Below are 26,479 nucleotides of genomic sequence, written 5' to 3'. Positions count from 1 at the left end.
GGATCGTCCTGTTGAGTTTACAACAGGACGGGGTACCCTGCTCAGCCGCGCTGGCTCAGGATGCCGTCAACCAGACCATAGGCAACGGCCTGCTCGGCAGACATGAAATTGTCACGGTCGGTGTCGCGCTCGATGGTGGCCATGTCCTGACCGGTATGGAACGCCAGACGATCGTTCAGGGTATTCTTGATTTTCAGGATCTCCTGGGCATGGATCTGGATGTCAGAAGCCTGCCCCTGGAAGCCGCCCAGCGGCTGGTGGATCATCACTCGGGCATTGGGCAGGCAGAAACGCTTGCCCTTGGCGCCACCGGCCAGCAGGAAGGCCCCCATGGAGCAGGCCTGCCCCATGCAGACGGTGCTCACGTCCGGCTTGATGAACTGCATGGTGTCATAGATGGACATACCCGCAGTGACGGCACCACCCGGCGAGTTGATGTAGATGCTGATGTCCTGATCCGGGTTCTCGGACTCCAGGAACAGCAGTTGGGCCACCACCAGGTTCGCCATGTGATCCTCGACCTGACCGGTCAGGAAGATCACCCGCTCTTTCAGCAGACGGGAATAGATGTCGTAGGAACGCTCCCCTTTCGCGGTTTGCTCTACCACCATCGGGATGAGCGCATTGCGTGGGGATTCAGTCACATCGTTATAGTTCTTGTACATAAGGCATTGTCCCTAAAATAAAATGGCCCGAGTGGAGATCACACGAGCCATTATACTTAACAGTTTTGACCTTAAGTCAAATGTTCTTAGGCAGCGGCACCGGACTTGTTGATCACTTCGTCGAAGGCAACTTCTTTCTCGGTGACTTGCGCCTTGGACAGGATCAGATCGATGGCTTGATCTTCAATGGCCAGGTTGCGCACGCCGTTCAGCATCTGCTCGTTCTGCTGATAGTACTCGATCACTTCTTTCGGATCTTCGTAGGCAGTGGCCATGGACTCGATGATGCTGGTCACACGGGCGTCGTCAGCCTTGATCTCGTTGGTGCGGATGACGTCACCCAGCAGCAGACCAACGCGGACACGGCGCTCGGCCTGGGCCTGGAACAGCTCGGCCGGCAGCTCGGGGGCGTTGCCGCCCTGGAAGCCACCGAAGCGCTGCAGAGCCTGCTGACGCAGGGTGTCGATTTCCTGGGCAACGGCAGCCTTCGGCAGATCGATCTGGTTGGCTTCAACCAGGCCGTTCAGTACCTGCTCTTTCACGCTGTTTTTCAGGGCCTGGACCAGTTCGCGCTCCATGTTCTTGCGCACTTCTGCCTTCAGCTCTTCAACGCTGCCGCTCTCGATGCCGAAACGCTTGACGAACTCTTCGGTCAGCTCGGGCAGCACTTGCTCTTCAACCTTGTGCAGCTTGGAAGCAAATTTGGCAGCCTTGCCCTTCAGGGCTTCGGCGTGGTAGTCAGCCGGGAAAGTCACCTCGATGGTGAACTCGTCGCCCGCTTTCTTGCCCAGGATGGCGTCTTCGAAGCCCGGGATCATGCGGCCAGCGCCCAGTTCCAGGGTGAAGCCTTCAGCCTTGCCACCGTCGAACTCTTCACCGTCGATGGAACCGACGAAGTCCATGGTCACACGCATGCCGTTGGCGGCAGCCACAGCGGCTTCAGTCCAGGTGGCGTGCTGCTTGCGCAGGGTGTCGATCATGTTTTCCAGGTCGCTGTCCTTCACGGTGGCAACCGGCTTCTCGACCTTGATGCTCTCCAGACCGGCAACTTCGAACTCCGGATACACTTCGAAAGTGGCGGTGAATTCGAAATCCTGACCTTCTTTGATCTCTTTCGGATCCATGGTCGGGGCGCCAGCCGGGCTCAGTTTGTTCTCGATGATGGCCTTGATGAAGTTGTTCTGCATCATTTCATCGGCAACGCGGGCGTGAGCCATGGCACCGAACATCTTCTTGATGATGGCAACCGGAGCCTTGCCAGGACGGAAACCGTCGATGCGACGGGTTTTGGCCAGGCCATTCAATTCTTTGCGCACGGCGGCGTCAACGGTAGCGGCCGGTACAGTGATGGTAAGACGGCGTTCCAGACCCTGGGTTGTCTCTACAGAAACTTGCATTCTTTTACCTCGTTCAACTCAGCACTGCGTGCTGACCCTTTATTGCCCCCGGGCAAGCCCGGAGTCTTCCTGTTTATAAAGACAACGACTGTCTTTGTGATGAGAAAATATGACGCGACATTATAGCGGCGTGCAGTGGTCGCGTCGAGCCGCACATCCCCCATCCGGGGCACAGACAGCACAATTTGCGCAAGACTTTCTCCTATATGGGGAAGCCTTGCACCGAGTTCAAGCATTCCATCCGCAATAATTTGCACTGGCTCACTCTTTTTCACGGCGAACGGGCCATTTTGATCGCCATCCGCCGCCAATCAGGCACAAAAATGGCGTGCTGCGACCCAAATTGTCCACCTTCTCGCCTGTGCCATTGCGTCCCCCGGCAGGGCTCGCTATGGTGACAGCCAATTCACGTGCTGCTGGAGTCACCCACATGTCCTTTTTCCGCTTCTTGTTCAATCTGCTCTGGTTCGTGCTGGGAGGCGTCTTCATGGGGCTGGCCTGGTGGCTGGCGGGGCTGCTCTGCTTCGTCTCCCTCATCGGGATCCCCTGGGGACGCGCCTGCTTCGTCATCGGCACCTTCACCTTCTTCCCGTTTGGCAAGCAGGCGGTGAGCCGCAAGAGCATGACGGGCCAGAGCGACATCGGCACCGGCGCCCTGGGGCTGATTGGCAACATTCTCTGGTTTGTGCTCATCGGGGTCTGGCTGGCCATCGGCCACATTGCCTCGGCGCTGGCCTGTTTCGTCACCATCGTCGGCATCCCGTTCGGCATCCAGCACCTCAAGCTGGCCCTCATCAGCCTGGCCCCCATCGGCCAGATGATAGTGACCAACCACGAGGCCGAATCGGGTCGCTACATCCGCTGAGGGCCCATCTCAGGCTATCCTTGCGGGTGGAAAAAAGGGCAGACTAGGGTCTGCCCTTTTTCATTGCCCCATTCGAGGTCTTCCATGCTGCCCAGCCATTTTTTTGCCAACCTCGCCCGTATGCGCCTCATCTACCGCTGGCCCCTGATGCGCAACATCCAGCCCGAAAACATCGCCGAGCACAGCCTGCAGGTCGCCATGGTGGCCCACGCCCTCGGTCTTATCAGCAATCGCCTGTTCGGCGCTCAGGTGGATGCAGACCGGGCCGCCGTCATGGCCCTCTACCACGACAGCAGCGAGGTGCTGACCGGGGATCTGCCCACCCCGGTCAAGTACTTCAATCCCGAAATCGCCCGCGAATACAAGAAGATTGAGCTTGCCGCCGAGCAGCGCCTGCTGGGCATGTTGCCGCCTGAGCTGGTAGAGGACTTTCGCCCCCTGCTCGACTCCGGCGCCCAGGACGAGGCCCTCACCAGCCTGGTGAAGGATGCAGACACCCTCTGCGCCTACACCAAGTGTCTGGAGGAGCTGAGCGTCGGCAACCGGGAGTTCGAGCCCGCGCGAAAGCGCCTCGAGCAGATGCTGGACGCCAGGATGAACCCCGCCATGCGCTACTTCATCGATGTCTTCGTGGGGAGTTTTTCACTGCCTCTCGATGAGTTGAATGCCCATTGATGCCATCAACACGGCACCGGGCATCATCTCCTCCTGCGTATTGCCCCGATAACCGCCACGTCGGGGGTTTCCCCACAAAAGAGTGACAATAAAAAGGGCCCCGCAGGGCCCTTTATCACATCCATGGGCATCAATGCCCCAGTTCCCGGGACGGCACCAGGCCGCTCGCCCGCCAGGCAGGATAGAGGGTCGCCACCAGGCTCATCAGGATGGCGGCGCCGGTCACGATGAGCAAGTCCTGCATGTGCAGCTCGGTCGGCAGGAAGTCGATGAAGTAGATGTCGGGATTCAGGAAACGGTGCCCGATAACCCCTTCGATGGCGCTCAGGATCTGGGTCAGCTTGCTGGAGAGCAGACCGCCAAGCAGGGCGCCGAGCAAGGCTCCCGCCACCCCGTTCACCATCCCCTGGATGACGAAGGTAAGCCGGATCTGGCCCGGGCTCGCCCCCATGGTCTTCAAGATGGCAATCTCGCTGCGCTTCTCATTCACCGCCATCACCAGAGTAGAGACGATGTTGAAGCAGGCCACCGCCACCACCATCAGCATCACCACGTACATCACGGTGCGCACCATCTGGATGTCCTGATAGAGATAACCCTGACGGCTCATCCAGCTACTGATATAGACGTAGTGCGGGAATTTCTGGGCCGCCGCCACCGTGATGGACTGGGCCTTGAGCACGTCGTTCACCTTGAGGCTGAACCCCTCCACCGCGCTGCCCATGCCGGTGATGGCCTGGGCGTCCGCCAGGTGCATGAAGCCGAGCAGGCCGTCGAGCTGGCCGCCGATCTCGAGCAGCCCCACCACGGTGAGCGCCTCCCGTTTCGGGTTCTTGATGCCGGCGGCATCACCCGCCTGGGGCAGCAGCAGGGTGACGGTGTCCCCTGTCTTGACCCCCAGCTTGTCGGCGATGATCTTGCCGAGGATGACCCCGTGTTCACCCGCCTGCAGCTCGCGAAGGCCCCGACCCGTCATGAAGTTGCCCGCATCGGAGAGATTGGCTTCCAGCTCCGGCAGCACCGCACGCAGCTGGACCCCCTTGAGGGCGGAGCCGTGCTCCAGCAGGCCGTCCAGGCGAATGACGGGGGCAGCCGCCTCCACCCCGGGCTGAGCCAGCAGGTAGTCCCTGAGCCGCGGCCAGTCAGGCAGTGGCGCCTCCATGCCGATGAGCTCGCCGTGGGGGACCACGGAGAGCACCCGGTTCTTGAGCTCCCGCTCGAACCCGTTCATGGCGGAGAGGCCAAGAATGAGGGCCATCACCCCGAGGGCGATGCCGATGAGGGAGGAGGCCGAAATGAAGGCGATGAAGCCGTTGCGACGGCGGGAGCGGCTGTAACGCAGGCCCAGGAACAGGGGCAGCGGCTTGAACATCAGGCGACCTCCGCCATGATGCCGCTCACCAGGGTGACCCGGCGGTGGAGCTTGGCCGCCAGGCTCAAGTCATGGGTCACCACCACGAACGCGGTGCCAAGCTCGCGATTGAGCTCGCACAAGAGCTCATAGACGGCGGTGGCGCTGGCGTGATCCAGGTTGCCGGTGGGCTCATCCGCCAGCACCAGGCTGGGTTCGTTGACCAGGGCTCGGGCGATGGCCACCCGCTGGCGCTCGCCACCGGAGAGCTCGGACGGTCTGTGGTTGAGACGGTGGGAGAGCCCCACCCGCCCCAGCATCTTGCTCGCCTTCTCGGTGGCGCTGGCCACCGACTCACCGGCGATCAGCAGCGGCATGGCCGCATTTTCCAGTGCGCTGAATTCCGAGAGCAGGTGGTGGAACTGGTAAACGAAACCCAGCTCCTGGTTGCGAAACCTCGCCTGGGTGCGGCTGTCCCAGCCATGGATGTCCTGCCCCTTGAACAGCACGGCGCCGCTGGAGGGGTTGTCCAGCGCCCCCATCAGGTGCAGCAGGGTGGTCTTGCCGGAGCCCGAGCTCCCCACCACCGCCAGCATCTCCCCGGGGGCAACGTCCAGCTCGATCCCCTTGAGTACCTGGGTCTCCAGATTGCCCTCTTTGTAGACATGATTGAGGGCCTGGCAGCGCAGCAGCGGCTCGCAGGAGACGGATTGATTCATAACGGGGGCTCCACTTGCACCAGTAACAACAGAAGATGAATTATTCATAACGCAGCGCCTCCGCCGGTTTGACCCGGGCCGCGCGGGAGGCCGGGTAGAGGGTGGCACTGAAGCTGAGCAGCACGGCGCCCAGCAAAATGGTCATGACCTGGGCCGGCTCGACGATGACCGGTAGACCGCTGCCCCCCGCCGCCATATAGAGGTTGAGCCCAAGGGCATTGAGCAGAGGATTGAGGCCGAAGCAGAGCGCCAGCCCCGCCAGCCCCCCGAACAGGGCGCCGATGACGCCGCTCGACGCCCCCAGCACCATGAAGATCTTGACGATGCCGGATTCGCTCATGCCCATGGTACGCAGGATGGCCACCTCCCCTTCCTTGTCGGTGACCACCATCACCAGGGCGGAGAGGATGTTGAAGGTGGCGACCGCGATGATCAGCACCAGCATCAGCCCCATCATCCGTTTTTCCATGGCCACCGCCTGGAACAGCTCGCCGCGCTCGCGGCGCCAGTCCTGCCACTCCAGCCCGTCCGGCAACGCGGTCTTCACCACCTCGTCGGCGGCGAAGGGATCGTCCAGCCAGAGGCGGATGCCGCCCACCTTGTCTGCGGGCAGGCGCAGCATGCGCTGGGCATCCCCCAGGGCAATCAGGGCCACCTGGCTGTCCACGTCGGCGCCGACCCCGAAGATGCCGGAGACGGTGAAAAGACGCTGGGCCGGCACCCGGCCAAAGGGGGTGAAGCGGGTACCTTCGGTCAGGATGAGACGCACCTGGTCGCCGATGGAGACCTTGAGGCGGCTGGCCACCCCCTGCCCCAGCACGATGTGGTATTCACCGGCCTGCAGGCTGTCAAGGCGCCCACCCAGCATCTGGGCGTGCAGGATGTCATCCTTGGGCCAGCGGGCGGGATCAATCCCCTGCACGCTCACACCGGTGAGCTGACCCGGGCTTTGCAGCATGCCTTCGCTGTCGAGCATGGGGGCCGTGGCCACCACGTGGGGCAGGCGGGCCAGATCGGGCAGACCTTCGGGCTCGGCCTCGATGCGTCCAGCCTGATTGGTCACCACCACATGGGGGATCACTCCGAGGATGCGCCCCTTGAGCTGTCCTTCGAACCCGTTCATCACCGAGATCACCACCATCAGGGCGGCGACCCCGATGGCGATGCCAAAGGTGGAGAACAGGGAGATAAAGGAGACGAAGCGGTTACTGCGTCGCGAGCCTGCATAACGCAGGCCGATGGCCAGCGACAGTGGCTGAAAAAGTCCGGTCTTCAAGGATATCTACGTTGCCAACGAAATAAGATACCGGATAATAAAGGGAAACCGTCTATGACAACAAGGGATAGCCTCCATGCAGGAACAGTTCTTCAGCGTCACCCATGCCACGCCGGTCAATGTGATCCCCATGCCGGCCGACTTTCGTCTGCCGACGCTGGAGGCCCTGGAGGCCGAGTTGCCCGAGCCGTTTCGCATCGCCTCCGCCATCACCTCCATCGATCTGGTGAGCAGCCGGCTGCTGCGCAGCCAGAACGAGTCCATGCACGATCTGGTGGAGATCATCAACCAGCAGTCCCGCAAGATCGACATGATCATGGGCTATGTGCTGGCGGCCCAGGATCACCCCGAGCACCGCTTCCACACCCTGCGCTTTGGCGCCGGGCAGCTCACCTACCTGCACCCCCACCAGGGGCACGGGGAGGTCCCCGCCCTGCACCAGATCGTGCGGCTCAAGATCTTCCTGCGGGAAGAGGCCTCCGCCGTCTACTGCTACGGCGAGGTCGTGCAGCGGGACGCCGGAGAGCACGGCACCCACGTGGTGCTCGACTACGTGCGCATCCGCGAGGATGACCGGGAGCTGCTGGTGCGCGCCAGCCTGCATGTGCAGTCGAAACAGCTCAAGCTGCGTGCCCAGGAACGTCAGCGCTAACCCAGGTCCATGTCAAAAGAACGCCAACAGTAAAAGACTCCGATGATGCCAATGACCCTCCCCGCCTTGCCCGCCAAAGCGGGCCAGAAGACAACGTTCGGCCAGCTGGTCGGCAGCAGCCTGGCGCTGGTTGCCGCCCGCCTCACCCGGGAAGCCCGAAGACCCGTCCTGCTGGTCACCGCCGATACCCCGAGCGCCCTGCGCCTTGAACAGGAACTGGGGTTCCTGCTGGCGGATCAGGATTGCCCGGTGCTGCTGTTCCCGGACTGGGAGACCCTCCCCTACGACAGCTTCTCTCCCCACCAGGACATCATCTCCCAGCGCCTCGAGACCCTCTACCAGTTGCCGCAGATGCGCCACGGCGTGCTCATCGTGCCCATCTCCACCCTGATGCTGCGCACGGCGCCCCAGGCTTATCTCGACAAATACAGCCTGATGGTCACAAGCGGCCAGCGCCTCAACCTGCAGCAGCTGCGCGGGCGCCTCGCCGAGGCGGGCTACGTGGCGGTGGAACAGGTGCTGGAGCATGGCGAATTCGCCGCCCGCGGCTCCCTGCTGGATCTCTTCCCCATGGGGAGCAGCCGCCCCTATCGCATTGATTTTTTTGACGACGAGGTGGACTCCATCCGCCCGTTCGACCCCGAGACCCAGCGCTCCAGCGAGCCGGTGAAGTCGGTGAGCCTCCTGCCCGCCCGGGAATTTCCCACCGACGAGGGGGCCATCGAGCTGTTTCGTGGCCAGTATCGCGAACAGTTCGAGATCTCCCGCGCCGAGGGCTCCGTCTATCAGGAGGTGAGCAAGGGGCGCTGGCCCGCCGGCATCGAATACTACCTGCCGCTCTTCTTCAACCAGACCGCCAGCCTGTTTGACTACCTGCCAGGCAACACCCTGCTGCTCACCGTGGGGGAGATCTACCCCGCGGCCCAGCGCTTCTGGAACGACATCGGCCAGCGCTATGAGGACAGGCGCTGGGACAACACCCGTCCCCTGCTGCCGCCCCAGCAGATCTATCTGCCGGTGGAGCTGCTCTTCGCCGCCCTCGGGGACTATGGCGCCGTGCGTCTGCAGGAGGCGACCGTTGACGGCGGAGCGGGTCAGCAGGATCTGCCCCTCGCCCCCCTGCCGGATCTGCAGCTCGACCACAGCAAGGAGCAACCCCTGCTGGCTCTTGACGGCTTCCTGCAAGGCTTTGCCGGGCGCACCCTGTTTGCGGTGGAGTCCGAGGGGCGGCGCGAGGGGCTCGGGGATCTGCTCGCACGGATCAACCTGCAACCCCGGGAGTTTGCCTCCCTCGACGCCTTCCTCTCGAGCGATGCGCGCCACGGGCTGCTGGTCTGTCCCCTGGAGCGGGGCTTCCTGCTGCAAGAGCCCGGCCAGACGCCCCTTGCCCTCATCACCGAGGCCGAACTGCTGGGCGGCAAGATCCGCAGCAAGCGCCAGCGGGACAAGAGCAAGAACCTGAGCTCCGATGCGGTGATCCGAAACCTGGGCGAGCTGACCCAGGGCCAGCCGGTGGTGCACCTGGATCACGGGGTCGGTCGCTACCTGGGGCTCGAGACCATAGACGCAGGCGGCCTGCCCACCGAGTTTCTGACCCTCGAATACGCCGGCGGCGACAAGCTGTTCGTGCCGGTCACCAGTTTGCACCTGATCAGCCGCTACACCGGCTCGGACAACCCGCCCAGCCACAAGCTCGGCGGCGAGGCCTGGGTCAAGGCGCGGCGCAAGGCGGCGGAGAAGGTGCGGGACGTGGCGGCCGAGCTGCTGGATGTCTATGCCATGCGGGCAGCCCGTCACGGCTTTGCCTTCAAACACGACCGGGAGGCCTACCGCCAGTTTGCCGCGAGCTTCCCCTTCGAGGAGACCGAGGATCAGCTCAATGCCATCAACGCTGTGCTCGGCGACATGTGCCAGGCCAAGAGCATGGACCGCCTGGTGTGCGGCGACGTGGGCTTTGGCAAGACCGAAGTGGCGATGCGGGCGGCCTTTGTGGCCGTGCACGGCGGCAAGCAGGTGGCCGTGCTGGTGCCCACCACCCTCCTGGCCCAGCAACACTACGACAACTTCCGCGACCGATTCGCCAACTGGCCGGTGCGGGTGGAGGTACTGAGCCGCTTCCGCTCCGCCAAGGAGCAGAGCGCCGTGATGAAGGAGATGGCCGAGGGCAAGGTGGACATCATCATCGGCACCCACAAGCTGCTGGGCGCCGAGCTCACCTTCAAGGATCTGGGCCTGCTCATCGTCGACGAGGAGCACCGCTTCGGGGTGCGCCAGAAAGAGAAGATCAAGGCGCTGCGCGCCGACGTGGATATCCTCACCCTCACCGCGACCCCCATTCCCCGCACCCTCAACATGGCCATGTCCGGCATGCGGGATCTCTCCATCATCGCCACCCCGCCCGCCAAGCGGCTCGCCATCAAGACCTTCGTGCGCCAGCACGAACCTGCGGTGGTGCGCGAGGCGGTACTTCGGGAATTGAAGCGTGGCGGCCAGGTCTACTACCTGCACAACGACGTGGAGAGCATCGAGAAGTGCGCCGCCGATCTTGCCGAGCTGGTGCCGGAGGCGCGCATCGGCATCGCCCACGGCCAGATGCGCGAGCGGGAGCTCGAGCGGGTGATGTCGGACTTCTACCACCAGCGCTTCAACCTGCTGGTGTGCACCACCATCATCGAGACCGGCATCGACGTGCCGAGCGCCAACACCATCATCATGGACCGGGCGGATCATCTCGGTCTGGCCCAGCTGCACCAACTGCGGGGCCGGGTGGGGCGCTCCCACCACCAGGCCTATGCCTACCTGCTCACCCCCCATCCCAAGCTGATGACCAAGGATGCGGCCAAGCGGCTGGAGGCCATCGCATCCCTCGAAGATCTCGGCGCCGGCTTTGCGCTCGCCACCCACGATCTGGAGATCCGGGGCGCGGGCGAGCTGCTCGGCGACGATCAGAGCGGCCAGATTGAATCGGTGGGCTTCACCCTCTATATGGAGATGCTGGAGCAGGCGGTGGAGGCGCTCAAACATGGCAAGGAGCCGTCGCTGGAGCAGCTCATGAGCCAGCACACCGAGGTGGAGCTGCGCCTGCCCGCCTTGCTCCCGGACGACTACATCCCGGACGTCAACATGCGCCTCTCCATGTACAAGCGCATCGCCAGTGCCGCCGACGAGCAGGAGCTGCGGGAGCTCAAAGTGGAGCTCATCGATCGCTTCGGTCTCTTGCCGGAGCCGACCAAGACGCTGATGGAGCTGGCCGCCTTCCGCCAGCGCGCCACGGCGCTGGGCATTCGCCGGGTGGAGATGAGCGAGCGCGGCGGCTATCTGGACTTTACCCAGGAAACCCGCGTCAACCCGGCCTATCTGGTCAAGCTGCTCTCCGAGCAGCCGCGCATCTACAAGATGGACGGACCGACCCGGCTGCGCTTCCAGGTGCCGACCCAGGACAGGGCCATGCGCCTCAAACTGGTGGATGGCCTGCTGGCAGATCTCGCCCGCCATGCCACCCCCTGAGGGGAAGCATGACGTCAGCAGGGCGCGACCTGCCGCCTATAACAACGGGAGCCCCAGGGCTCCCGTTTCGTTGCTGGCAAGGGGCGCCATCTCGCCCCCGGCCCCCCTTCTTGCCCCCGATGCCTCGGTTCGCCCTCCTGGCAGCACCGTTTTGCCGCCGAATCCATCCACTGATGCGATGTATTGAGTCACAACCCATCTGAAAAACAGATGGATGTGGGGATGATTGTGGGAAACACACGGGCTCATCGCGCCTCGATAGCCCCGCAGATGGCCCGTGCCGTATTTAGCCCGCCCAGGTATCCAGACCAGATATCCCGCCCAGGTATCCCGGCAAGGGGGCCACCAGCCATTGCACCGCGACCGCCGAGGCGTCGAGTCAGTCCGTCAGTCCGTCAGTCCGTCAGTCCGTCAGTCCGTCAGCCCGTCAGTCCGTCAGTCCGTCAGTCCGTCAGTCCGTCAGTCCGTCAGTCCGTCAGTCCGTCAGTCCGTCAGCATATCAACCTGGCTACACCCGCCTGCACGCCAATAAAAACGGGAGCCTTGACGGCTCCCGTGACGAAGGGACGCTGGCCCGGGCTCAGCCCTGGTTGGCCGGATCCTCGTGGGCGGAGAACTCCCGCATGAAGGCCTCGGCCCGCTCCACCATCCTGGTGGACCCGACGAAGTAGGGGGTCCGCTGGTGCAGAGCGGTAGGCTGGATGTCCATGATGCGGCCAAAGCCGTCGGACGCCTTGCCACCGGCCTGCTCCACCAGGAAGGCCATGGGGTTGCACTCATAGAGCAGGCGCAGCTTGCCGTTCGGGGAGTTGGTGCCGGACGGGTAGATGTAGATGCCCCCCTTGAGCAGGTTGCGGTGGAAATCCGACACCAGGGAGCCGATGTAGCGGGAGGTATAGGGCCTGTGAGTCGCCTCGTCACGCTCCTGGCAGTATTTGAGGTACTTCTTCACCCCGTCCGGGAACTTGATGTAGTTGCCCTCGTTGATGGAGTAGATCTTGCCCTCCTCCGGAATGCGGATGTTCTCATGGGAGAGACAGAAGCAGCCGATGGAGGGGTCATAGGTGAAGCCGTTGACCCCAAAGCCGGTGGTGTAGACCAGCATGGTGGAGGAGCCATAGACCACGTAGCCCGCCGCGACCTGACGGTGACCCGGCTGCAGGAAGTCCTCCAGAGTGACCCCGGCGCCCGGTTTGCTGACCCGGCGATAGATGGAGAAGATGGTCCCGACCGAGACGTTGACGTCGATGTTGGAGGAGCCGTCGAGGGGGTCTATCAGCACCACGTACTTGGAGTGACGGGAGAGCTCGGAATCGAAGGAGACGAAGTCCTCCTCCTCCTCAGAGGCCATGCCGCACACCTCGCCACGGGCCTCCAGCGCCGCCTTGAAGCGCTCGTTGGCATAGACGTCCAGCTTCTGCTGCACCTCGCCCTGCACGTTTTCGGCGCCGATGGAACCGATGATGTCCGCCAGACCCGCCTTGTTGATCTCCCGGTTCACCACCTTGGCGGCCAGGCGGATGGAGCTGAGCAAGGAGGTCAGCTCGCCGGTCGCGGTCGGGTAGTCCGCCTGCTTTTTGACGATGAACTCGCCCATGGTGATCATGTTTCGCATTCTTGTTCCTTTAAGATCGTTTCCGTTGGCCGTTGAAAACGTTTGCAAGTGTCGGCAAAAAAAGTGCCGATCCCCGGCAGCGTTGTTTTGTAACCCAATGTAACGCCTGTTTTTTGTTTTTGCAGCGAATTAAGCCGTTCTTTAAATCGCCAGAAAGCCGCGCCACCACGGGCTTTCGCCGTGAAACAAGGGGGCCATCCGGCATCTTTTGGGGGGTTAATTCGTGACAAGAATGCATCCGGGCCGACGCGGCTGCCCGCCTTGCTCCCCCTGGCGCCCGGCAATGTTGCGCCAGAGGCGCCCCTCTTGAGATCTGCCCCCCAATCCCGCACACTGGCTGCGCTTTGGAAGCAAAAAAACATAAGGATATTCAATGAAAAAGTCGCTTATCGCCGGGGCGGTTGCCGCTCTGCTCACCCTCCCCGCCCTCGCCGCCCAGGTGCCTGAAGGCACCCAGCTTCTGCCAGCCGCCCAGCAAGTGTTCGTGCGCAACATCGGCACCGAGCCTGCCTCCATCGATCCCCAGATGGTGGAAGAGAGCGCGGGCAGCGACGTCGTCAACGATCTGTTCGAGGGGCTCTATACCCTGGATGGCAACGGCAAGCTGCAGGCGGCGGGCGCCCTTGGCTACGAGCTCGATGCCACGGGCACCGTCTACACCTTCAAGCTCAGACCCGATGCCAAATGGTCCAACGGCGAGCCGGTGACGGCGGCGGACTACGTCTATGGCTGGCAGCGGGCGGCGGATCCCAAGAACGCCTCCAACTACGCCTGGTTCATCGAGCTGACCGGCGTCGCCAATGCCAGCGACGTGGTGCAGGGCAAGCAGAGCCCGGATGCCCTGGGGATCAAGGCGCTCGATGACTACACCCTGCAGATCACCCTGAAAAATCCGGTCCCCTTCTTCCTCAAGACCCTCTCCCACTACACCACCTTCCCGGCGCCCAAGGCCACCATCGAGAAGTTCGGTCATGAGTGGGTCAAACCGGCCAACATCGTCTCCAACGGCGCCTTCGCCCTCAAGGAGTGGACCCCGAACGAGCGCCTCATCGCCGAGCGCAACCCCCACTACTGGGACAACGAGCACACCGTGCTGAACAAGGTGATATATCTAGAGATCGTCTCCGATACCGCGGCCTACAACCGCTATCGTGCGAGCGAGCTGCACTACACTACCTATCCCCTGGAGCAGTATCAGCAGATCAAGCGCCAGAGCCCGGAGGAGCTGGTGAGCGCCCCCATGCTCGCCACCTACTACTACGTGTTCAACACCCAGCGCAAACCCTTTGACGACGTCAGGGTGCGCAAGGCACTCTCTCTTGCCATCGACCGGGACACCATCACGGAGAAGATCCTGGGACAGGGGCAGCTTTCCGCCTTCAGCCTGACCCCGCCGAGCGTGGACGGCTTCGAGCTCAAACGCCCCGCCAGCGAGCTGATGAGCAAGGAAGCGCGCATCAAGCAGGCCAAGGCGCTGCTCGGCGAGGCGGGTTACGGCCCGGACAAGCCGCTGACGGTGGACATCCTCTACAACACCAACGAGGGGCACAAGAAGATAGCGCTCGCCATCTCCTCCATGTGGAAGCACAACCTGGGGGTCAAGGCGGAGCTCAACAACATGGAGTGGAAGACCATGGTGTCGGCCCTGAACGAGGGTGACTTCGGGGTGAGCCGCTACTCCTGGAACGGAGACTACAACGATGCCTCCACCTTCCTCGACATCATGACCTCCAGCAGCAGCGCCAACAGCGGCAAGTGGTTCAACAAGGAATACGACGCCCTCCTGGCCAAGGCCCATGACGCCAAGGACCCCGCCGAGCGCAACCGCCTCTATCAGCAGGCCGAGGTGCTGATCGACGAGGAGGCCCCCATCGCCCCTGTCTACTTCTACGTGAAATCACGGCTGCTCAAACCCAACGTCAAGGGCTACCCCTACCAGAACCCGCAAGACCTTGTCTATGCCAAGGATCTCTATCTGACGGCGCAGTGACGCTGGGCACCGAACCAAAAGACCGCCTCGAGGGCGGTCTTTTTCTCCTACTTTTCCTGACAGCCCGCCACTGCAAGCCGGGCGCCCCTTCGCACCGTCACGGGCCTGACCAGCAACTGCGCCAGCAGCACCCCCATCAGGGTCATGCCGCCACCGATGAGGTGATAGCTGGTGAGCCGCTCCCCGAGCCAGCTGATGGCAAGGGCTGCCGTCATGACCGGCAACAGGTTCATGAAGATGGCGGTGCGGCTCGCCCCGAGCAGGGCAATGCCCTGCATCCAGAGCCAGGGCGAAAGGGCCGAGGTCGGGATCCCCGCATAGAAGATGAGCCAGAGGGCGCTGCCATCGGGCCAGTGCCCGTCCACCAGCAGATAGAAGGGGGTGAGGAACAGGAGGCTGCACAGCACCTGACCGTAGAGCATGGACCAGTTGTCCAGCCCCAGATCCCAGCGCTTGAGCAGCACGCTGTAGAGCGCATAGGTGGCCGCCGAGAGCAGCATGTAAACGGAACCGATATGGATGCCCTGGGTCAGCAGCCGGGCCGGATCCCCCTGCCCCAACAAAATCGCCAGCCCCAGAATGGAGATGGCGCCTCCCAGCAGCGCCCCCCAGGTGGGCCGCTCGCGCAGCAACCAGATGCTGAGCAGCACTGTCATCAAGGGGGTCAGCCCCATCATCAGGCCAATCTCGGTAGCCCCCAGGGTCTGGGCCGCGTAATAGCCAAAGGTCTGGTTCAAGACCATGCCGAGCAGGGCCAGCACCGCCAGCTTCGAGAAACCGGCCCGCAGCTTGCGACGCTCGCGCCAGGCCCGGTGAGCCAGAAACGGGGTCAGCACCAGGGCCGCCACCATCCAGCGCGACCAGGCGAGCGCCGCAGGAGACAACACCCCGACCGCCAGCTTGCTGACGATGCCATTGCCGGCCCAGATGGCCATGCAGGAGAAGGGAAACAGGAAGGCAAGGGGCATTGCGATATCCAGAATAAAAAGGCGGGTATTGCGCGCGAGTATAGAGAGGCAATCAGGATAAGCAAGCCTGCCAACGCAGGAAGAAGCGCCATGACGCGAACGGTTGGCACCGCGCCCAGGCGCCATCAACAATCATGCCCGCACAGGGGCGGGCATGAGGGGGACCAGGGTCAGCCTGAGGCGCCTCAGGCGGCATCCATGTGGAGCCTTGAAATCAGTTCATTGACCTCGAGCACCGTCTGGCGATGGGGAATGTCGGCTTGCAATGGCATCATCAGCAAGCCCGACTGGAAATCGAAGCGCCCCCTGCCGTGGATGTAAATCCGCCCCTTGAAGAAGGTTTTGACATGTTTTGCCACCATCAGTGGCAGGTACTTCTTGAACACTCTCATCGTTTGCAACCTCTTGAAGTTGTATCCGTATGACAGCAGCTTATGCGAAATAATTCCGTTAAATTTATATAAAAAACCGGAAAATTCGACTCTCTCTTCCCCAAAAAACCAAACTGTAACTTATTATTAACTTTTACCGTATTGTATGCGGTCCTTCCAGCCAGAGCAAGACTCCTTTGCCATCTTGCCATTCTATGCAGGCCAGCCCGGACGTCGCGAACATGGGGGCCCCTGCCGCCGGGCAGAGACTCTGGACCAGATACCCCACCAGCGGCAGGTGGCTGACCATAAGGATGTTGTCATGCTCCGCCGCCAGCTCCGTGAGGTAGCTTGCCACGAAAGCCGGATCCCCGTAGGGGGTGATGTCGCCGCTCTCCTCGACCTTGAGGGCCTTGGGCAACACGGGGGCGATGGCCTGCCAGGTCTGTCTGGCACGCAGATAGTTGCTGTGGATCACCAGGTTCAGGGAGCCTGCCAATTGGGGAGCCAGCCAGCCCGCCATGTGGATGGACTCTTCGATGCCTTGCTCGGTCAGTGGACGCTGTTCATCAGTCTTTGCGTTCATGCCAGCCTGGCCATGACGCATGATGTAGATTTTCATTACAACCTCGCCCAGGGGGCCTGTTTAAATAGCGGGGGGATCTTACCCCGCCATGCCGGGGGAAACAATTGCGCCACCTCTCAGAAAAGGGTTTGCCTCGCAAGATAGCGGGGTCGATAATCATGTTTAAATTCAAATAAATTCACCGCGAGCCCCTCCCCAATGAGCCCATATGCCAGTCCCAATGACCATCGGCGGTATCACTATCTGGAGCTGGCAAATCGGCTCAGGGTCTTGCTGATCTGTGATCCCGAGACCGACAAATCCGCCGCCTCCCTGGCGGTGAATACCGGCCACTTCGACGATCCTGCCGATCGCCAGGGCATGGCCCATTTCCTCGAGCATATGCTGTTTCTCGGTACCCGCACCTACCCCAAACCCGGTGAGTACCAGCAATTCATGAGCCGTCACGGGGGCAGCAACAACGCCTGGACCGGTACCGAGTTCACCAACTTCTTCTTCGACATCGACAACGGCTTCTTCGAGGCGGGGCTCGACCGGTTCTCCCAGTTCTTCATCTGCCCCACCTTTGCACCGGAGTGGGTCGACAAGGAGCGCAACGCGGTGGACTCCGAGTACCGCCTCAAGCTGCAGGACGACGTGCGCCGCAGCTACCAGGTGCACAAGGAGACGGTCAATCCGGACCACCCCTTCTCCAAATTCTCGGTGGGCAACCTCGACACCCTGGCGGATCTCCCCGGCCGGGATCTGCGTTCGGATCTCATTGCGTTCTACGAAACCCACTACAGTGCGGATCGCATGGCGCTGGTCATGCTTTCACCGGCACCCATCGAGACCCAGCTGGCCTGGTGTGATCGCTTCTTTGGTGCCATTCCGGATCGCCGCCTCGGCCCTCCGGTACTGAGCCATCCTCTCTATCGGCTCGATGATCTCGGCATTCGCATCCAGCTGACCCCGGTCAAGGAGACCCGCAAGCTGGCGCTGACCTTCCCGCTGCCGTGCGTGGATGAGTATTACGACAAAAAACCCCTCACCTTCCTGAGCCACCTCATCGGCTATGAGGGGGAAGGCAGCCTGCTCTCCCTGCTCAAGGGGCGGGGCTGGGTCAATCAGCTCGCCGCCGGCGGCGGCATCAGCGGCGCCAACTTCAAGGACTTTGGCGTGAGCTTTGGCCTCACCCCCCTTGGGCTTGAGCATGTAGACGAGATCATCGCCGCCCTGTTTGGCTATCTGAAGCTCATCGAGCGGGGCGGGGTGCAGGCCTGGCGCTATGAGGAGAAGCGCAGCGTGCTGGAATCCGCCTTCCGCTTCCAGGAGCGGGGCCGGGCCCTCGACACCGTCTCCGGCCTCGTGCTCAACCTGTTCAGCTACGGGCCGGACGATCTGCTCTACGGCGACTACATGATGCGCGAGTTCGATGAGCCGCTGATCCGGCGCTTCCTCGCCAAGCTGACCCCCCACAACCTGCGGGTGACCATCCAGGCCCCGGAAGCGAGCACGGATCGCCTCGCCCGCTGGTACCAGACACCCTACAGCGTCCAGAGCATCAGCGAGGCCGAGAAGATCCGCTGGCAGCAGAGTGAACCGGATCCCGCCCTGCACCTGCCGGCGCCCAACCCCTTCATCAGCACCCGCCTCGACGCCCGTCTGCCGGCGCTGCCCGCCGACATGCCGTCCTGCCTCATCGACAGGCCCGGTTTCCGGCTCTGGCACCTGCATGAGCATCAGTTCAGCGTGCCCAAGGGCAGCCTTTATATCTCCGTCGACAGCGAACATGCGGTCAAGAGCCCGCGTCACATCGCCATGGCGCGTCTGGCCGTGGAACTGCTCACGGATCACCTCAACGCCCTCACCTACCCGGCGGAGCTCGCGGGCCTTGGCTACCAGATTTATGCCCATCAGGGGGGCTTTACCATCAACCTCAGCGGCTTTGCCGACAAGCAACCGCTGCTGCTCGACATGATCCTCGGCAACCGCACCCTGGGGTATCCGGATCCGGCCCGCTTTAGCGAGATCAAGGAGCAGCTTATCCGCAACTGGGAGAACCAGTCCAAGACCCGCCCCATCTCCCAGTTGTTCAACCAGCTCACCAGTTTGCTGCAACCCAACAACCCGCCCTTCGAGCAGCTGTTGCGCCACCTGCGCACCGTCGAACTCGGGGAGATGCCCGGCTTCGTCTCCGAGCTCTTTGCCAGGGTGCATCTGGAGGCCCTGGTACACGGAGACTGGACGGCCGCCGAGGCCCTCGAACTCGCGGCCCTGCTGGAGCGCCACCTCGGTGCCAACAGCCAGCCCAGCGCCGAGACCCGCCGCCCCCTCATCTCCATCCAGGACAGAGGCACCCTCATTCGCGAGCAGGGGTGCGATCACGAGGACTCGGCGCTGCTGGTCTACTACCAGTCCCGCACCACCCGGGCGCGGGATCTCGCCTGCTTTACCCTGGCGAACCACATCATGTCCTCTACCTTCTTTCACGAGCTGCGCACCCGCCAGCAACTGGGGTATGTGGTGGGCGCCGGCAACCTGCCTCTCAATCGCCATCCGGGGCTGATCTTCTATATCCAGTCGCCGGTGGCGGGACCGCAGATCCTGCTCGATGCGGTGGAGGAGTTTATCGACCTCTTCCCGCTCGCCATGCTCGAATTTACCGAGCAACAGTGGCAAGAGAGCAAGGCGGGGCTGCAAGCCCAGTTGAGCGAGCGGGATGCCAACCTGCGCAGCCGCGGCCAGCGGCTCTGGGTCAGCATCGGCAACAAGGATCTGGGGTTTGATCAGCGGGAACGGGTCTGCGACGAGGTGGGCAAGTTGAGCCGCGCCGATCTGGTGCGCTTTATCACCCAGCTGCGATCGCGCACCTCCGATCGGCTGATCCTCTGCAGCTATGGTCAGGGGCACGAACATGACGAGCGGATCACCGGCCAGTTTATCGACGATCCACGGGCATTTCGGCTCAACGCCGCCACCTTCGAAGGCTGACCTCCCCTGTTGGCAACGCGCAGGCAATAAAAAGCCGACCCTGTGGGGTCGGCTGGAAAAACCATAATCAATTGCGACCAGAGCCGCCAAAAGTGAACATGAGCGTGAAAATCAGACACTGGGTTGATGTTCGACCGGCGTTCAAACCAGAGCTCATCGGTCGGCACCAGCAGTGATTGAGAAACAGCCTCATCTTAGGCATTTCCCTGATTTTCCACGTTGATCTATGTCAAAGGAGGTAAAACAAGCGCCACTTCCCTCGTTGGCAGCGGCCTCGCGCCCTCCTCAGCCCCGGCGGATAAGCCGGTAAGCCACCTCGTCGAAATAGGAGAGCTGCCCCGAGAGCACCCTGGGGTGATCCAGCTCAGCCCCCCGGCCCAGCACCTCGACACCAAAGTCGCGCTCAAACAGGGTGCGCACCTCCATCTCCCCCACCGAGAACGGCGGCTGTAGCTGCTGCTCGGGCTGATACTCGAGGGTCACCAGCAACACCTGCCCTCCCGCCTCCACCAGGCGGCTCATCAGGGCGGCATACTGGCGGCGCATGGCGCCCGGCAAGGCGATGAGGGCCGCCCTGTCATAGACCAGGCGATAACGCTGACCAAGCTCCGGAGCGGCGAAGAAGTCCCCCTGATAGATGCGCAGATCCTCGTGCCGGTGGCACTGATAGGGACCCACCTCGCTTCTCTCTGCACTCAGGTTGTTCTCGTCAAAAAACTGGGTAATGGCGAGCTCGGAGAGCTCGAAGCCATCCACCGGATGCCCCTGCTCACGCAGCCAGAGCATGTCCCGGGACTTGCCGCAAAGGGGCACCAGCACGGGGTCGCTCCCTTGCTGGGCCGACCACCAGGATTGCAGCCAGCGGTTGAAATCTGCCTGATGAAAGCCAATCCGGTTCTCTTTCCACTTCTGGTGCCAAAATGCCGCTTCCATCATCTTCCTCTCGTCATCTGCAATGGTGCATCACTATCACAACTTCACCGAAGTGGCGCAAGCCCCATGATCCCGCCCCTGTGCAAGAGAACGCCCACGATGGGCAGGCCTCAGGCCACGACCCCAGGCAGGCTTGTCGCCATCGCTGCCAGCCGGGTCAGGATCTGCGCGAAGGTGGGTCGCCGGGAAGGCACCTCAAAGCCGCACTCTCTGGCCAGTCGATGAAGGGGGTCAAGGTCGGCGTCGCCCCCATTACAGCGCGCCAGCAGCTCGGCCAGCAGGCAGCCAAAGGCCCGCACTTCCAGGCGCTCCAGCCGCCCGGCCAGCACCTCATCGGCGCGGTCGTAACAGGAGGCGGCACCAAAGTCCCCGAGCAGCACCCGGCCCGGCGCCTCCTGCGACGAGTGAGGCATCGCGGGCTGCAAGGAGTACAGCAGGTTGTGTGCGTAGAGATCGCCGTGGAGGATGCCCCGCTCGTGCAGGTGCCGGGCGGCCGCAGCCACCCCCTGCACCATGGCCATCACCTGGGCCGGGGTGAAGTTCAGATCCTCCCCATAGACATCCCGGGTGCAGGAGTCCAGGCTCGGGGGGCCCGCCAGGGTGGCGAAGGCGGGGTCTATCAGGGGCATCACCAGTGCCGGGATGCCGGAGGGATGATCGCTCACTCTCCCCATCACACCGACCAGGTTTGGATGACGACCGGCGGCCAGGGACGCAGTCATCTCGCTCAGGGGCAAGCCATCGCTGGTGACGGCCCCCTTGAAGAGCTTGACCGCCACCGCCCCGGGCCCTTCGGCACCCGCCCACTCGGCGCGATAGATGACGCCGGATGCTCCCTCCCCGAGCACATCCCCCAGTGAGAGCGCCTGCCAGGGGATCTCGGTAGTGAGCTCCGATGTGCCGTTCAGACACGCCTGCTCATCACAGAATGGGTTGCCCGCAAAGGCCAGCCAGGACAGACGCGGCATCGAGGGCAGCCAGCTCGGCAGCGCTGGCAGGCGGTTGGCGGCGATGCGCAAAAGCTCCAAACGGTGGCAACCGGCAAGCGTCTCGGGAAGCTCATGTAGCCGGTTGCCAGAGAGCATCAGCTTTTGCAGGGCGTCGCACTGCCCCAGCTCGTCCGGCAGTCGTTCAATGGCATTGTCGGTCAGGATCAGCCAGCGCAATCTGGCGGGCAGGGAGGCGGCCGGGACGGTCGCGATGCGGTTGGCCTTGAAGCCCACCATGGTGAGCGCTGGGCAGCGCCCCAGCACCTCGGGCAGTTCGGTGAAGTTGTTCTCGGAGCAGAAGAGGATGCGCAGCTTCTTGCATTCGGCCAGCGTGTCAGGCAACTCGCTCAGCTGGTTGCCGGTGAGATCCAGCACCTCCAGGGTCTCCTTGAGGCTCAGGATCTCGGGAGGGAACACCGCGAGGTTTTCAGCAAGTTTGAGGTGGCGGGCGCCGCAGAGTTCGCCTGCGCGAAGCTGTTCCAGGGTATGCATGGGATCGTCTCTATCAACATTCGGGCTTGCGGTGGCTCACTGCGGGGCACTCCCCCCAGACCACAAAGGAGGGGCATTATAGGGAATGACGGCCAAAGATGGCCGATTTTCTTGCAACGCCTTCTCTTGCAAAGGCCCCCCATCGCCACATTCCCGCTCTCCGTTGCCATGAACCATCCCGGTCGCGCTTGGGTGGTTGAACATTTGGTTGGCGCCATATAGTATGGCGCCATACAAAGTCATTCGAGACTCACTATCATGATCACGTTGGAACAGAAACACCTCGCCCTGCTCGAGGATGCAGAGCGCCGCGGACACGCGGACACCCAAAACATACGCGTCTGCTTTGAGGTGTTGACCCTCGCCGCTGCCATCGATCAGGCGTGCGCGGCGCGCCTGGCCCCTCACCGCCTCTCCGAAGGCAAGTTCGTGCTGCTGTTTTTGCTGCGCGACCTGCCACAAGGGCTGGCCCCCCACGAGCTTGCCGACAAGGCGGGGGTCACACGGGCCACCATCACCGGCCTGCTCGACGGGCTGCAACGGGACGGCCTGCTGGCTCGCCACAGCGACAGCCAGGACAGGCGAAAGATCTCGGTGCGCCTGACAGAGCAGGGCCAGGCCCTGGCGCAGCACCTGCTCGATGAGCACAGCCAGTGGATAGGCTCCCTGTTTGCCGGGTTCGATCAGGCAGAGCGAGAGACCCTGAGTACCCTGCTCAAGCGGGCCTGGCTCAACGTCATCTCATCCCGGGCAGGCTGCACAGAGGCCGCCACAGAGGAGCACCCATGACACGCAGCCGCATCACGGATATCGCCCCCTCGCGCCTCGCCCAGCTCAACCGGGGAGAGATAGAGGCAAGCAACCTGACCGAATGCCTGGCGGTGGATTTTGCCGCCCTGATGCAGTGCACCCTGCCTTCGCTCGAGCCCCAGGCGCTGGCGTCGATGCACGCCGCATCCGGGGAGGGCATTACCCGGCGCATGGCCCTGGCCGCCAGGCTGCTCCTGACCGAGAACGGCATGAGGGATCTTGCGGCGCTCAGCCGTCATCCCTCCGATACCGTGCGGGGCTGGGCCTGTTTCATGGTGGGCGCGAGCGAGGGGCTGTCGCTCAGCGACCGCCTGGCCCTCATTCGCCCCCTCGCCGATGACCTGCACTTTGGGGTGCGCGAGTGGGCCTGGCTCGCAATGCGAACGACCATTGCTGCGCAGCTGGAGGTGGCCATTGCCGCCCTGGTGCCCTGGACGGCGGAGCCGTCCGAGCGACTGCGACGCTTTGCCAGCGAAGCGACCCGGCCCCGCGGCGTCTGGTGTACCCATCTTGCGTCCCTGCGACAAGCACCGGAGCAGGCCCTGATGCTGCTCGAGCCCCTCAAGGCCGATCCCGCCCCCTATGTGCAGGACTCCGTTGCCAACTGGCTGAACGATGCGAGCAAAGACAGGCCACAGTGGGTCACTGACCTCTGCGCGCGCTGGTCTCGCGAAAGCCCCAGTCCCGCGACAATCCGGATTTGTCAACACGCCTTGCGCACCTTGCGCAAGGGCCAACTCCCGAAGGAACCCCTATGACCCACTATCTGGCAGAGCTCTACACCCCCACTCCCGCCTGGCTGGCACTGAGCCAGACGGCCCGTCAGCAGTTCTTCGAGGCCATTGGCACAGGCATGGCCAACCTCGCCGCCCTCGGGGTGGAGCCCATCGCCCTGGGCGAGACCGATGCTACCACCCTCCATGGTGCGCCCCACCCCTTCTTCGCCATCTGGCGCGGGCCGGATGCCGCAGCCATCGAGGCCCTCGTCCAGGGAATAGCCGCATCGGGCTGGCACGACTACTTCGAGACGGTCAACGCCACCGGCGCCGGTGTCTCCCTGGGCGAGCACCTTGCACAGTTGGCCGCCCTGCCCTGCGCCGCCACATCCAGCCCCGCCCAGGCCTGATAACCCCTAAAAGAGCGTTACCCCACCAGGCTTTGCGTCAGTGCCGCCGACACCGGTGGCACTGTTTTCCATACCCTGCCCTTGCAAACCTAGGTCACCACCACCTGGGAAAGCGGCGCCACAGCCCCGCTCCCTTCCCACTCCCTTCATAAAACGCGGATATCTCCTGATGCCGTGATGAGCCATCGCCGATGGCACAAGTGAGCAAGATCCGGGTCGTCGTGACAAAGGTTCGCCGCCATAGTGCTTTCAAACCAACAGTGCTTTCGACCCCCCCCAAAGCTTTGAACCAAAGGAGGGTTGAACCAAAGGAGGTTTGAACCAGGAGGGGGTTGAACCCATCCACTTGTCTGCCAACCCTGCATGAGCGTCGCCACCTGGCGCCATGTACATCTCGCGAGGGAACTGCCATGTCATTACTGTCCAACAAGGTCGCCATCATCACGGGAGCCAGCTCCGGTATTGGTCGCGCCAGCGCCATCCTGTTTGCCCGGGAAGGAGCCAGCGTCGTCGTCGGCGCCCGCCGCCAGCCCGAGCTGGATGCGCTGGTGGAGGAGATCCGCCATGAGGGGGGGCAGGCGGTGAGCCTGGCGGGAGATGTGAAAAGCGAAACCTATGCCCGCGCCCTGGTGGATCTCGCACTGACCCGTTTCGGCGGACTCGATATCGCCTTCAACAACGCCGGCACCACGGGGACACCGGGCAGCGTGCCGGGGCTTGAACTCGCGCAGTGGCAAGAGACCCTGGATACCAACCTCACCAGCGCCTTTGTGGGGGCCAAGTACCAGATCCCCGCCATGCAGGCACGCGGGGGCGGCTCGCTTATCTTTACCTCCACCTTCGTCGGCCATACCCTGGGGCTGCCCGGCATGGCGGCCTATGCCGCGAGCAAGGCAGGCCTCATCGGCCTGACCCAGGTGCTGGCCGCCGAATATGGGGCACAAGGGGTGCGGGTCAACGCCCTGCTGCCGGGGGGCACCGACACCCCCATGGGGCGGGCCTTTACCGATACACCGGAGAGTCTCGCCTTTGTGCAACAACTCCACGCCCTCAAACGGCTGGCCCAACCGGAGGAGATCGCCCGCTCGGCCCTCTATCTGGCGTCCGATGCATCCAGCTTTACCACCGGCATTGCTCTGCTGGCCGATGGTGGGGTATCTATTTGTCGCACATGACCTTGTCGCCCCAAGATCCTGCGACCGCAACCTTATCGTGAGAGCGCCTTATGTCTGATTACGCCCGCATCGCCGATGCCATCCGTTTTATCGCAAGCCAGGTGGCGCACCAGCCCACCCTGGACGAGATAGCGGCGCACGTGCACTTAAGCCCCTTTCACTTCCAGCGGCTGTTCAGCCGCTGGGCCGGGGTGACGCCCAAACGCTATTTGCAGGTGCTGACCCTGGAGCGGGCCAAGGCGCTGCTGCAGGAGTCTCGCCCGCTGCTGGAGGTGGCCGATACCCTGGGCCTTAGCAGCGGCTCGCGGCTCTACGATCACTTCGTACAGCTCGAAGCGGTGACGCCGGGCGAATACAAGCAGCGCGGGGCCGGTCTGGTTATCGAGCACGGGGTGCACGACACCCCCTTCGGCCAGGCGTTTGTCGCCCTGACCCCACGGGGAATATGCAACTTCTCGTTTCTCGATGAGCAGGCCCCACAAACGCCGCTGAGTGCCCTCGCCCAGCGTTGGCCTGAGGCAGAACTGCGAGAAGCGCCATCACGCACCCAGGGGGTCATCCACACCATGTTCGATGGCAGCAAGGCGCCGGATCGCCCCATCTCCTTGCACGTGAGCGGCACCAACTTCCAGATCAGCGTCTGGCGGGCGCTGCTGCAGATCCCGCCCGCCAAGGTGGTGAGCTACGCCCAGGTGGCGAGCGCCGTTGGCAACCCCAAGGCCGCCCGCGCCGTGGGGCTGGCGGTGGGTGCCAACCCCGTCGCCTTGATGATCCCCTGCCACAGAGTCATCCAGCAAAACGGCAGGCTCGGCGGCTATCACTGGGGCGAGACCCGCAAACAGGCGATACACGCCTGGGAAGCGGCAAGGTATGAGTGAACTCGGCCTTTTCTGCCCGGCCTGATGAGGAGAACAGGAATCTTGGTAGTGAGTCAGCAGACAATCCGACTGCGCCAGATAAGCGTGTGGCGATATAAAACGGGGACATAAGAAGAATCGGGGTGCAGATCACCCCCTTTTATTGCTTTGGCAAGGCATGGCGCTCAGCTATGTCACTCCCATCGAATTGACAAAGAGACACGTAGGGTGCAATTTCATTGCACCCTACGGTACTGTAACGAGTAATCAATCATGACATAGAACATTCAGCAGCCAGTTCATCAAGCACTGCGAATACTCCATCAAGATCATCACGATAGAACGCTGTATAATTTGATGTAAATACACATCTCTCGCTAGTATTTAGGGAAGGTGCGAACAAGTCCCTGTGGATTTGACCCCATAGGTCCAGACACTTTTTCCCGCTTAGGGTTGTGATACCCGACTGCGCAGAAATTCCCGTGGT

The 26,479-nt window shown here is 62.8% G+C and carries 23 protein-coding genes; 11 read left to right on the top strand and 12 right to left on the bottom strand.

Annotation, left to right across the window (positions count from 1 at the left end; translation table 11 throughout):
• Positions 1-41 precede the first annotated feature (41 nt).
• Positions 42-665 carry an ATP-dependent Clp endopeptidase proteolytic subunit ClpP gene (clpP, locus tag PG879_RS07680; protein WP_005324106.1) on the bottom strand — a complete coding sequence of 208 codons (624 nt, stop codon included), beginning with the start codon at positions 663-665 and terminating at the stop codon, positions 42-44.
• Positions 666-751: 86 nt separating this feature from the next.
• Positions 752-2,062 (bottom strand): trigger factor, encoded by a 1,311-nt coding sequence (gene tig / locus PG879_RS07675; protein WP_270829987.1) that lies wholly within the window; start codon positions 2,060-2,062, stop codon positions 752-754.
• Positions 2,063-2,492: 430 nt separating this feature from the next.
• Between tig and PG879_RS07670 the strand changes: the two genes are divergently transcribed.
• Together PG879_RS07670 and yfbR are read left to right on the top strand one after the other, a co-directional pair.
• Complete coding sequence (locus tag PG879_RS07670; RefSeq protein ID WP_039039046.1) at positions 2,493-2,927, top strand: YccF domain-containing protein; 435 nt, start codon at positions 2,493-2,495, stop codon at positions 2,925-2,927.
• An 84-nt stretch (positions 2,928-3,011) separates the two neighbouring features.
• Complete coding sequence (gene yfbR, locus PG879_RS07665; RefSeq protein ID WP_010674569.1) at positions 3,012-3,602, top strand: 5'-deoxynucleotidase; 591 nt, start codon at positions 3,012-3,014, stop codon at positions 3,600-3,602.
• Between the two features lie 130 nt (positions 3,603-3,732).
• Here yfbR and lolE read toward each other — a convergent pair whose 3' ends face one another.
• The 3 genes from lolE to PG879_RS07650 are packed head-to-tail and all read right to left on the bottom strand — an operon-like array spanning position 3,733 to position 6,948.
• Complete coding sequence (lolE, locus tag PG879_RS07660) at positions 3,733-4,974, bottom strand: lipoprotein-releasing ABC transporter permease subunit LolE (RefSeq protein WP_010674568.1); 1,242 nt, start codon at positions 4,972-4,974, stop codon at positions 3,733-3,735.
• Positions 4,974-5,672, bottom strand: a complete 699-nt coding sequence (lolD, locus tag PG879_RS07655) for a lipoprotein-releasing ABC transporter ATP-binding protein LolD (RefSeq protein ID WP_010674567.1) — start codon at positions 5,670-5,672, stop codon at positions 4,974-4,976. The genes lolE and lolD overlap by 1 nt, the downstream gene beginning before the upstream one ends.
• 40 nt (positions 5,673-5,712) lie before the next feature.
• On the bottom strand, positions 5,713-6,948 hold the full coding sequence (locus tag PG879_RS07650) for a lipoprotein-releasing ABC transporter permease subunit (protein ID WP_010674566.1): 1,236 nt from the start codon (positions 6,946-6,948) through the stop codon (positions 5,713-5,715).
• Between the two features lie 76 nt (positions 6,949-7,024).
• Here PG879_RS07650 and PG879_RS07645 point away from each other — a divergent pair, with 76 nt between their 5' ends.
• On the top strand, positions 7,025-7,600 hold the full coding sequence (locus tag PG879_RS07645; RefSeq protein WP_270822392.1) for a PilZ domain-containing protein: 576 nt from the start codon (positions 7,025-7,027) through the stop codon (positions 7,598-7,600).
• Between the two features lie 42 nt (positions 7,601-7,642).
• Positions 7,643-11,107, top strand: a complete 3,465-nt coding sequence (gene mfd, locus PG879_RS07640) for a transcription-repair coupling factor (RefSeq protein WP_270829986.1) — start codon at positions 7,643-7,645, stop codon at positions 11,105-11,107.
• A gap of 580 nt (positions 11,108-11,687) precedes the next feature.
• Here mfd and fbp read toward each other — a convergent pair.
• The gene (gene fbp, locus PG879_RS07635; protein ID WP_029314452.1) at positions 11,688-12,722 is read right to left on the bottom strand and encodes a class 1 fructose-bisphosphatase; all 1,035 of its coding nucleotides are present in this window, start codon (positions 12,720-12,722) and stop codon (positions 11,688-11,690) included.
• Complete coding sequence (locus tag PG879_RS07630; RefSeq protein ID WP_270829985.1) at positions 12,710-12,952, bottom strand: hypothetical protein; 243 nt, start codon at positions 12,950-12,952, stop codon at positions 12,710-12,712. Before PG879_RS07630 ends, fbp begins: the two co-directional genes overlap by 13 nt.
• 143 nt (positions 12,953-13,095) lie before the next feature.
• Between PG879_RS07630 and PG879_RS07625 the strand changes: the two genes are divergently transcribed.
• Positions 13,096-14,712 carry a peptide ABC transporter substrate-binding protein gene (locus PG879_RS07625; RefSeq protein ID WP_049636822.1) on the top strand — a complete coding sequence of 539 codons (1,617 nt, stop codon included), beginning with the start codon at positions 13,096-13,098 and terminating at the stop codon, positions 14,710-14,712.
• 47 nt (positions 14,713-14,759) lie between these two features.
• Here the strand turns inward: PG879_RS07625 and PG879_RS07620 are convergent, their stop codons facing one another.
• The 3 genes from PG879_RS07620 to sixA all read right to left on the bottom strand — a co-directional run bounded on the left by PG879_RS07620 (position 14,760) and on the right by sixA (position 16,673).
• Positions 14,760-15,680 (bottom strand): DMT family transporter, encoded by a 921-nt coding sequence (locus PG879_RS07620; protein WP_010674561.1) that lies wholly within the window; start codon positions 15,678-15,680, stop codon positions 14,760-14,762.
• 185 nt (positions 15,681-15,865) lie between these two features.
• The gene (locus tag PG879_RS07615; RefSeq protein ID WP_005324080.1) at positions 15,866-16,072 is read right to left on the bottom strand and encodes a DUF1107 domain-containing protein; all 207 of its coding nucleotides are present in this window, start codon (positions 16,070-16,072) and stop codon (positions 15,866-15,868) included.
• Positions 16,073-16,205: 133 nt separating this feature from the next.
• A complete protein-coding gene (sixA, locus tag PG879_RS07610; protein WP_010674560.1) occupies positions 16,206-16,673 on the bottom strand; it encodes a phosphohistidine phosphatase SixA in 468 nt (155 codons plus the stop codon).
• Positions 16,674-16,835: 162 nt separating this feature from the next.
• Between sixA and PG879_RS07605 the strand changes: the two genes are divergently transcribed.
• Positions 16,836-19,610, top strand: coding sequence for an insulinase family protein (locus tag PG879_RS07605; protein WP_010674559.1), 2,775 nt, complete (start codon positions 16,836-16,838; stop codon positions 19,608-19,610).
• Positions 19,611-19,895: 285 nt separating this feature from the next.
• Here the strand turns inward: PG879_RS07605 and PG879_RS07600 are convergent, their stop codons facing one another.
• Together PG879_RS07600 and PG879_RS07595 are read right to left on the bottom strand one after the other, a co-directional pair.
• Positions 19,896-20,543, bottom strand: a complete 648-nt coding sequence (locus tag PG879_RS07600) for a thiopurine S-methyltransferase (RefSeq protein WP_010674558.1) — start codon at positions 20,541-20,543, stop codon at positions 19,896-19,898.
• A 110-nt stretch (positions 20,544-20,653) separates the two neighbouring features.
• A complete protein-coding gene (locus PG879_RS07595) occupies positions 20,654-22,024 on the bottom strand; it encodes a leucine-rich repeat-containing protein kinase family protein (protein ID WP_041211371.1) in 1,371 nt (456 codons plus the stop codon).
• 258 nt (positions 22,025-22,282) lie between these two features.
• On the opposite strand from PG879_RS07595, the gene PG879_RS07590 reads away from it, so the two are divergent.
• From PG879_RS07590 to PG879_RS07570, 5 genes are all read left to right on the top strand, one after another.
• Positions 22,283-22,813: a MarR family winged helix-turn-helix transcriptional regulator gene (locus PG879_RS07590; RefSeq protein ID WP_029314450.1), complete on the top strand. Its 531-nt coding sequence runs from the start codon at positions 22,283-22,285 to the stop codon at positions 22,811-22,813.
• Positions 22,810-23,592 (top strand): DNA alkylation repair protein, encoded by a 783-nt coding sequence (locus PG879_RS07585; RefSeq protein WP_010674555.1) that lies wholly within the window; start codon positions 22,810-22,812, stop codon positions 23,590-23,592. Before PG879_RS07590 ends, PG879_RS07585 begins: the two co-directional genes overlap by 4 nt.
• Positions 23,589-23,960: a DUF6616 family protein gene (locus PG879_RS07580; RefSeq protein ID WP_010674554.1), complete on the top strand. Its 372-nt coding sequence runs from the start codon at positions 23,589-23,591 to the stop codon at positions 23,958-23,960. Before PG879_RS07585 ends, PG879_RS07580 begins: the two co-directional genes overlap by 4 nt.
• A gap of 410 nt (positions 23,961-24,370) precedes the next feature.
• On the top strand, positions 24,371-25,135 hold the full coding sequence (locus tag PG879_RS07575; protein WP_010674553.1) for an SDR family oxidoreductase: 765 nt from the start codon (positions 24,371-24,373) through the stop codon (positions 25,133-25,135).
• Positions 25,136-25,185: 50 nt separating this feature from the next.
• On the top strand, positions 25,186-26,013 hold the full coding sequence (locus tag PG879_RS07570) for a bifunctional transcriptional activator/DNA repair enzyme AdaA (protein WP_010674552.1): 828 nt from the start codon (positions 25,186-25,188) through the stop codon (positions 26,011-26,013).
• Positions 26,014-26,479: the final 466 nt, after the last annotated feature.

Source organism: Aeromonas sp. QDB63 (assembly GCF_027707425.1).
In the GTDB taxonomy this organism is placed as follows: domain Bacteria; phylum Pseudomonadota; class Gammaproteobacteria; order Enterobacterales; family Aeromonadaceae; genus Aeromonas; species Aeromonas caviae.
The sequence above is the reverse complement of the archived record's forward strand: the minus strand, read 5'-3'. Positions and strand labels throughout refer to the sequence as shown.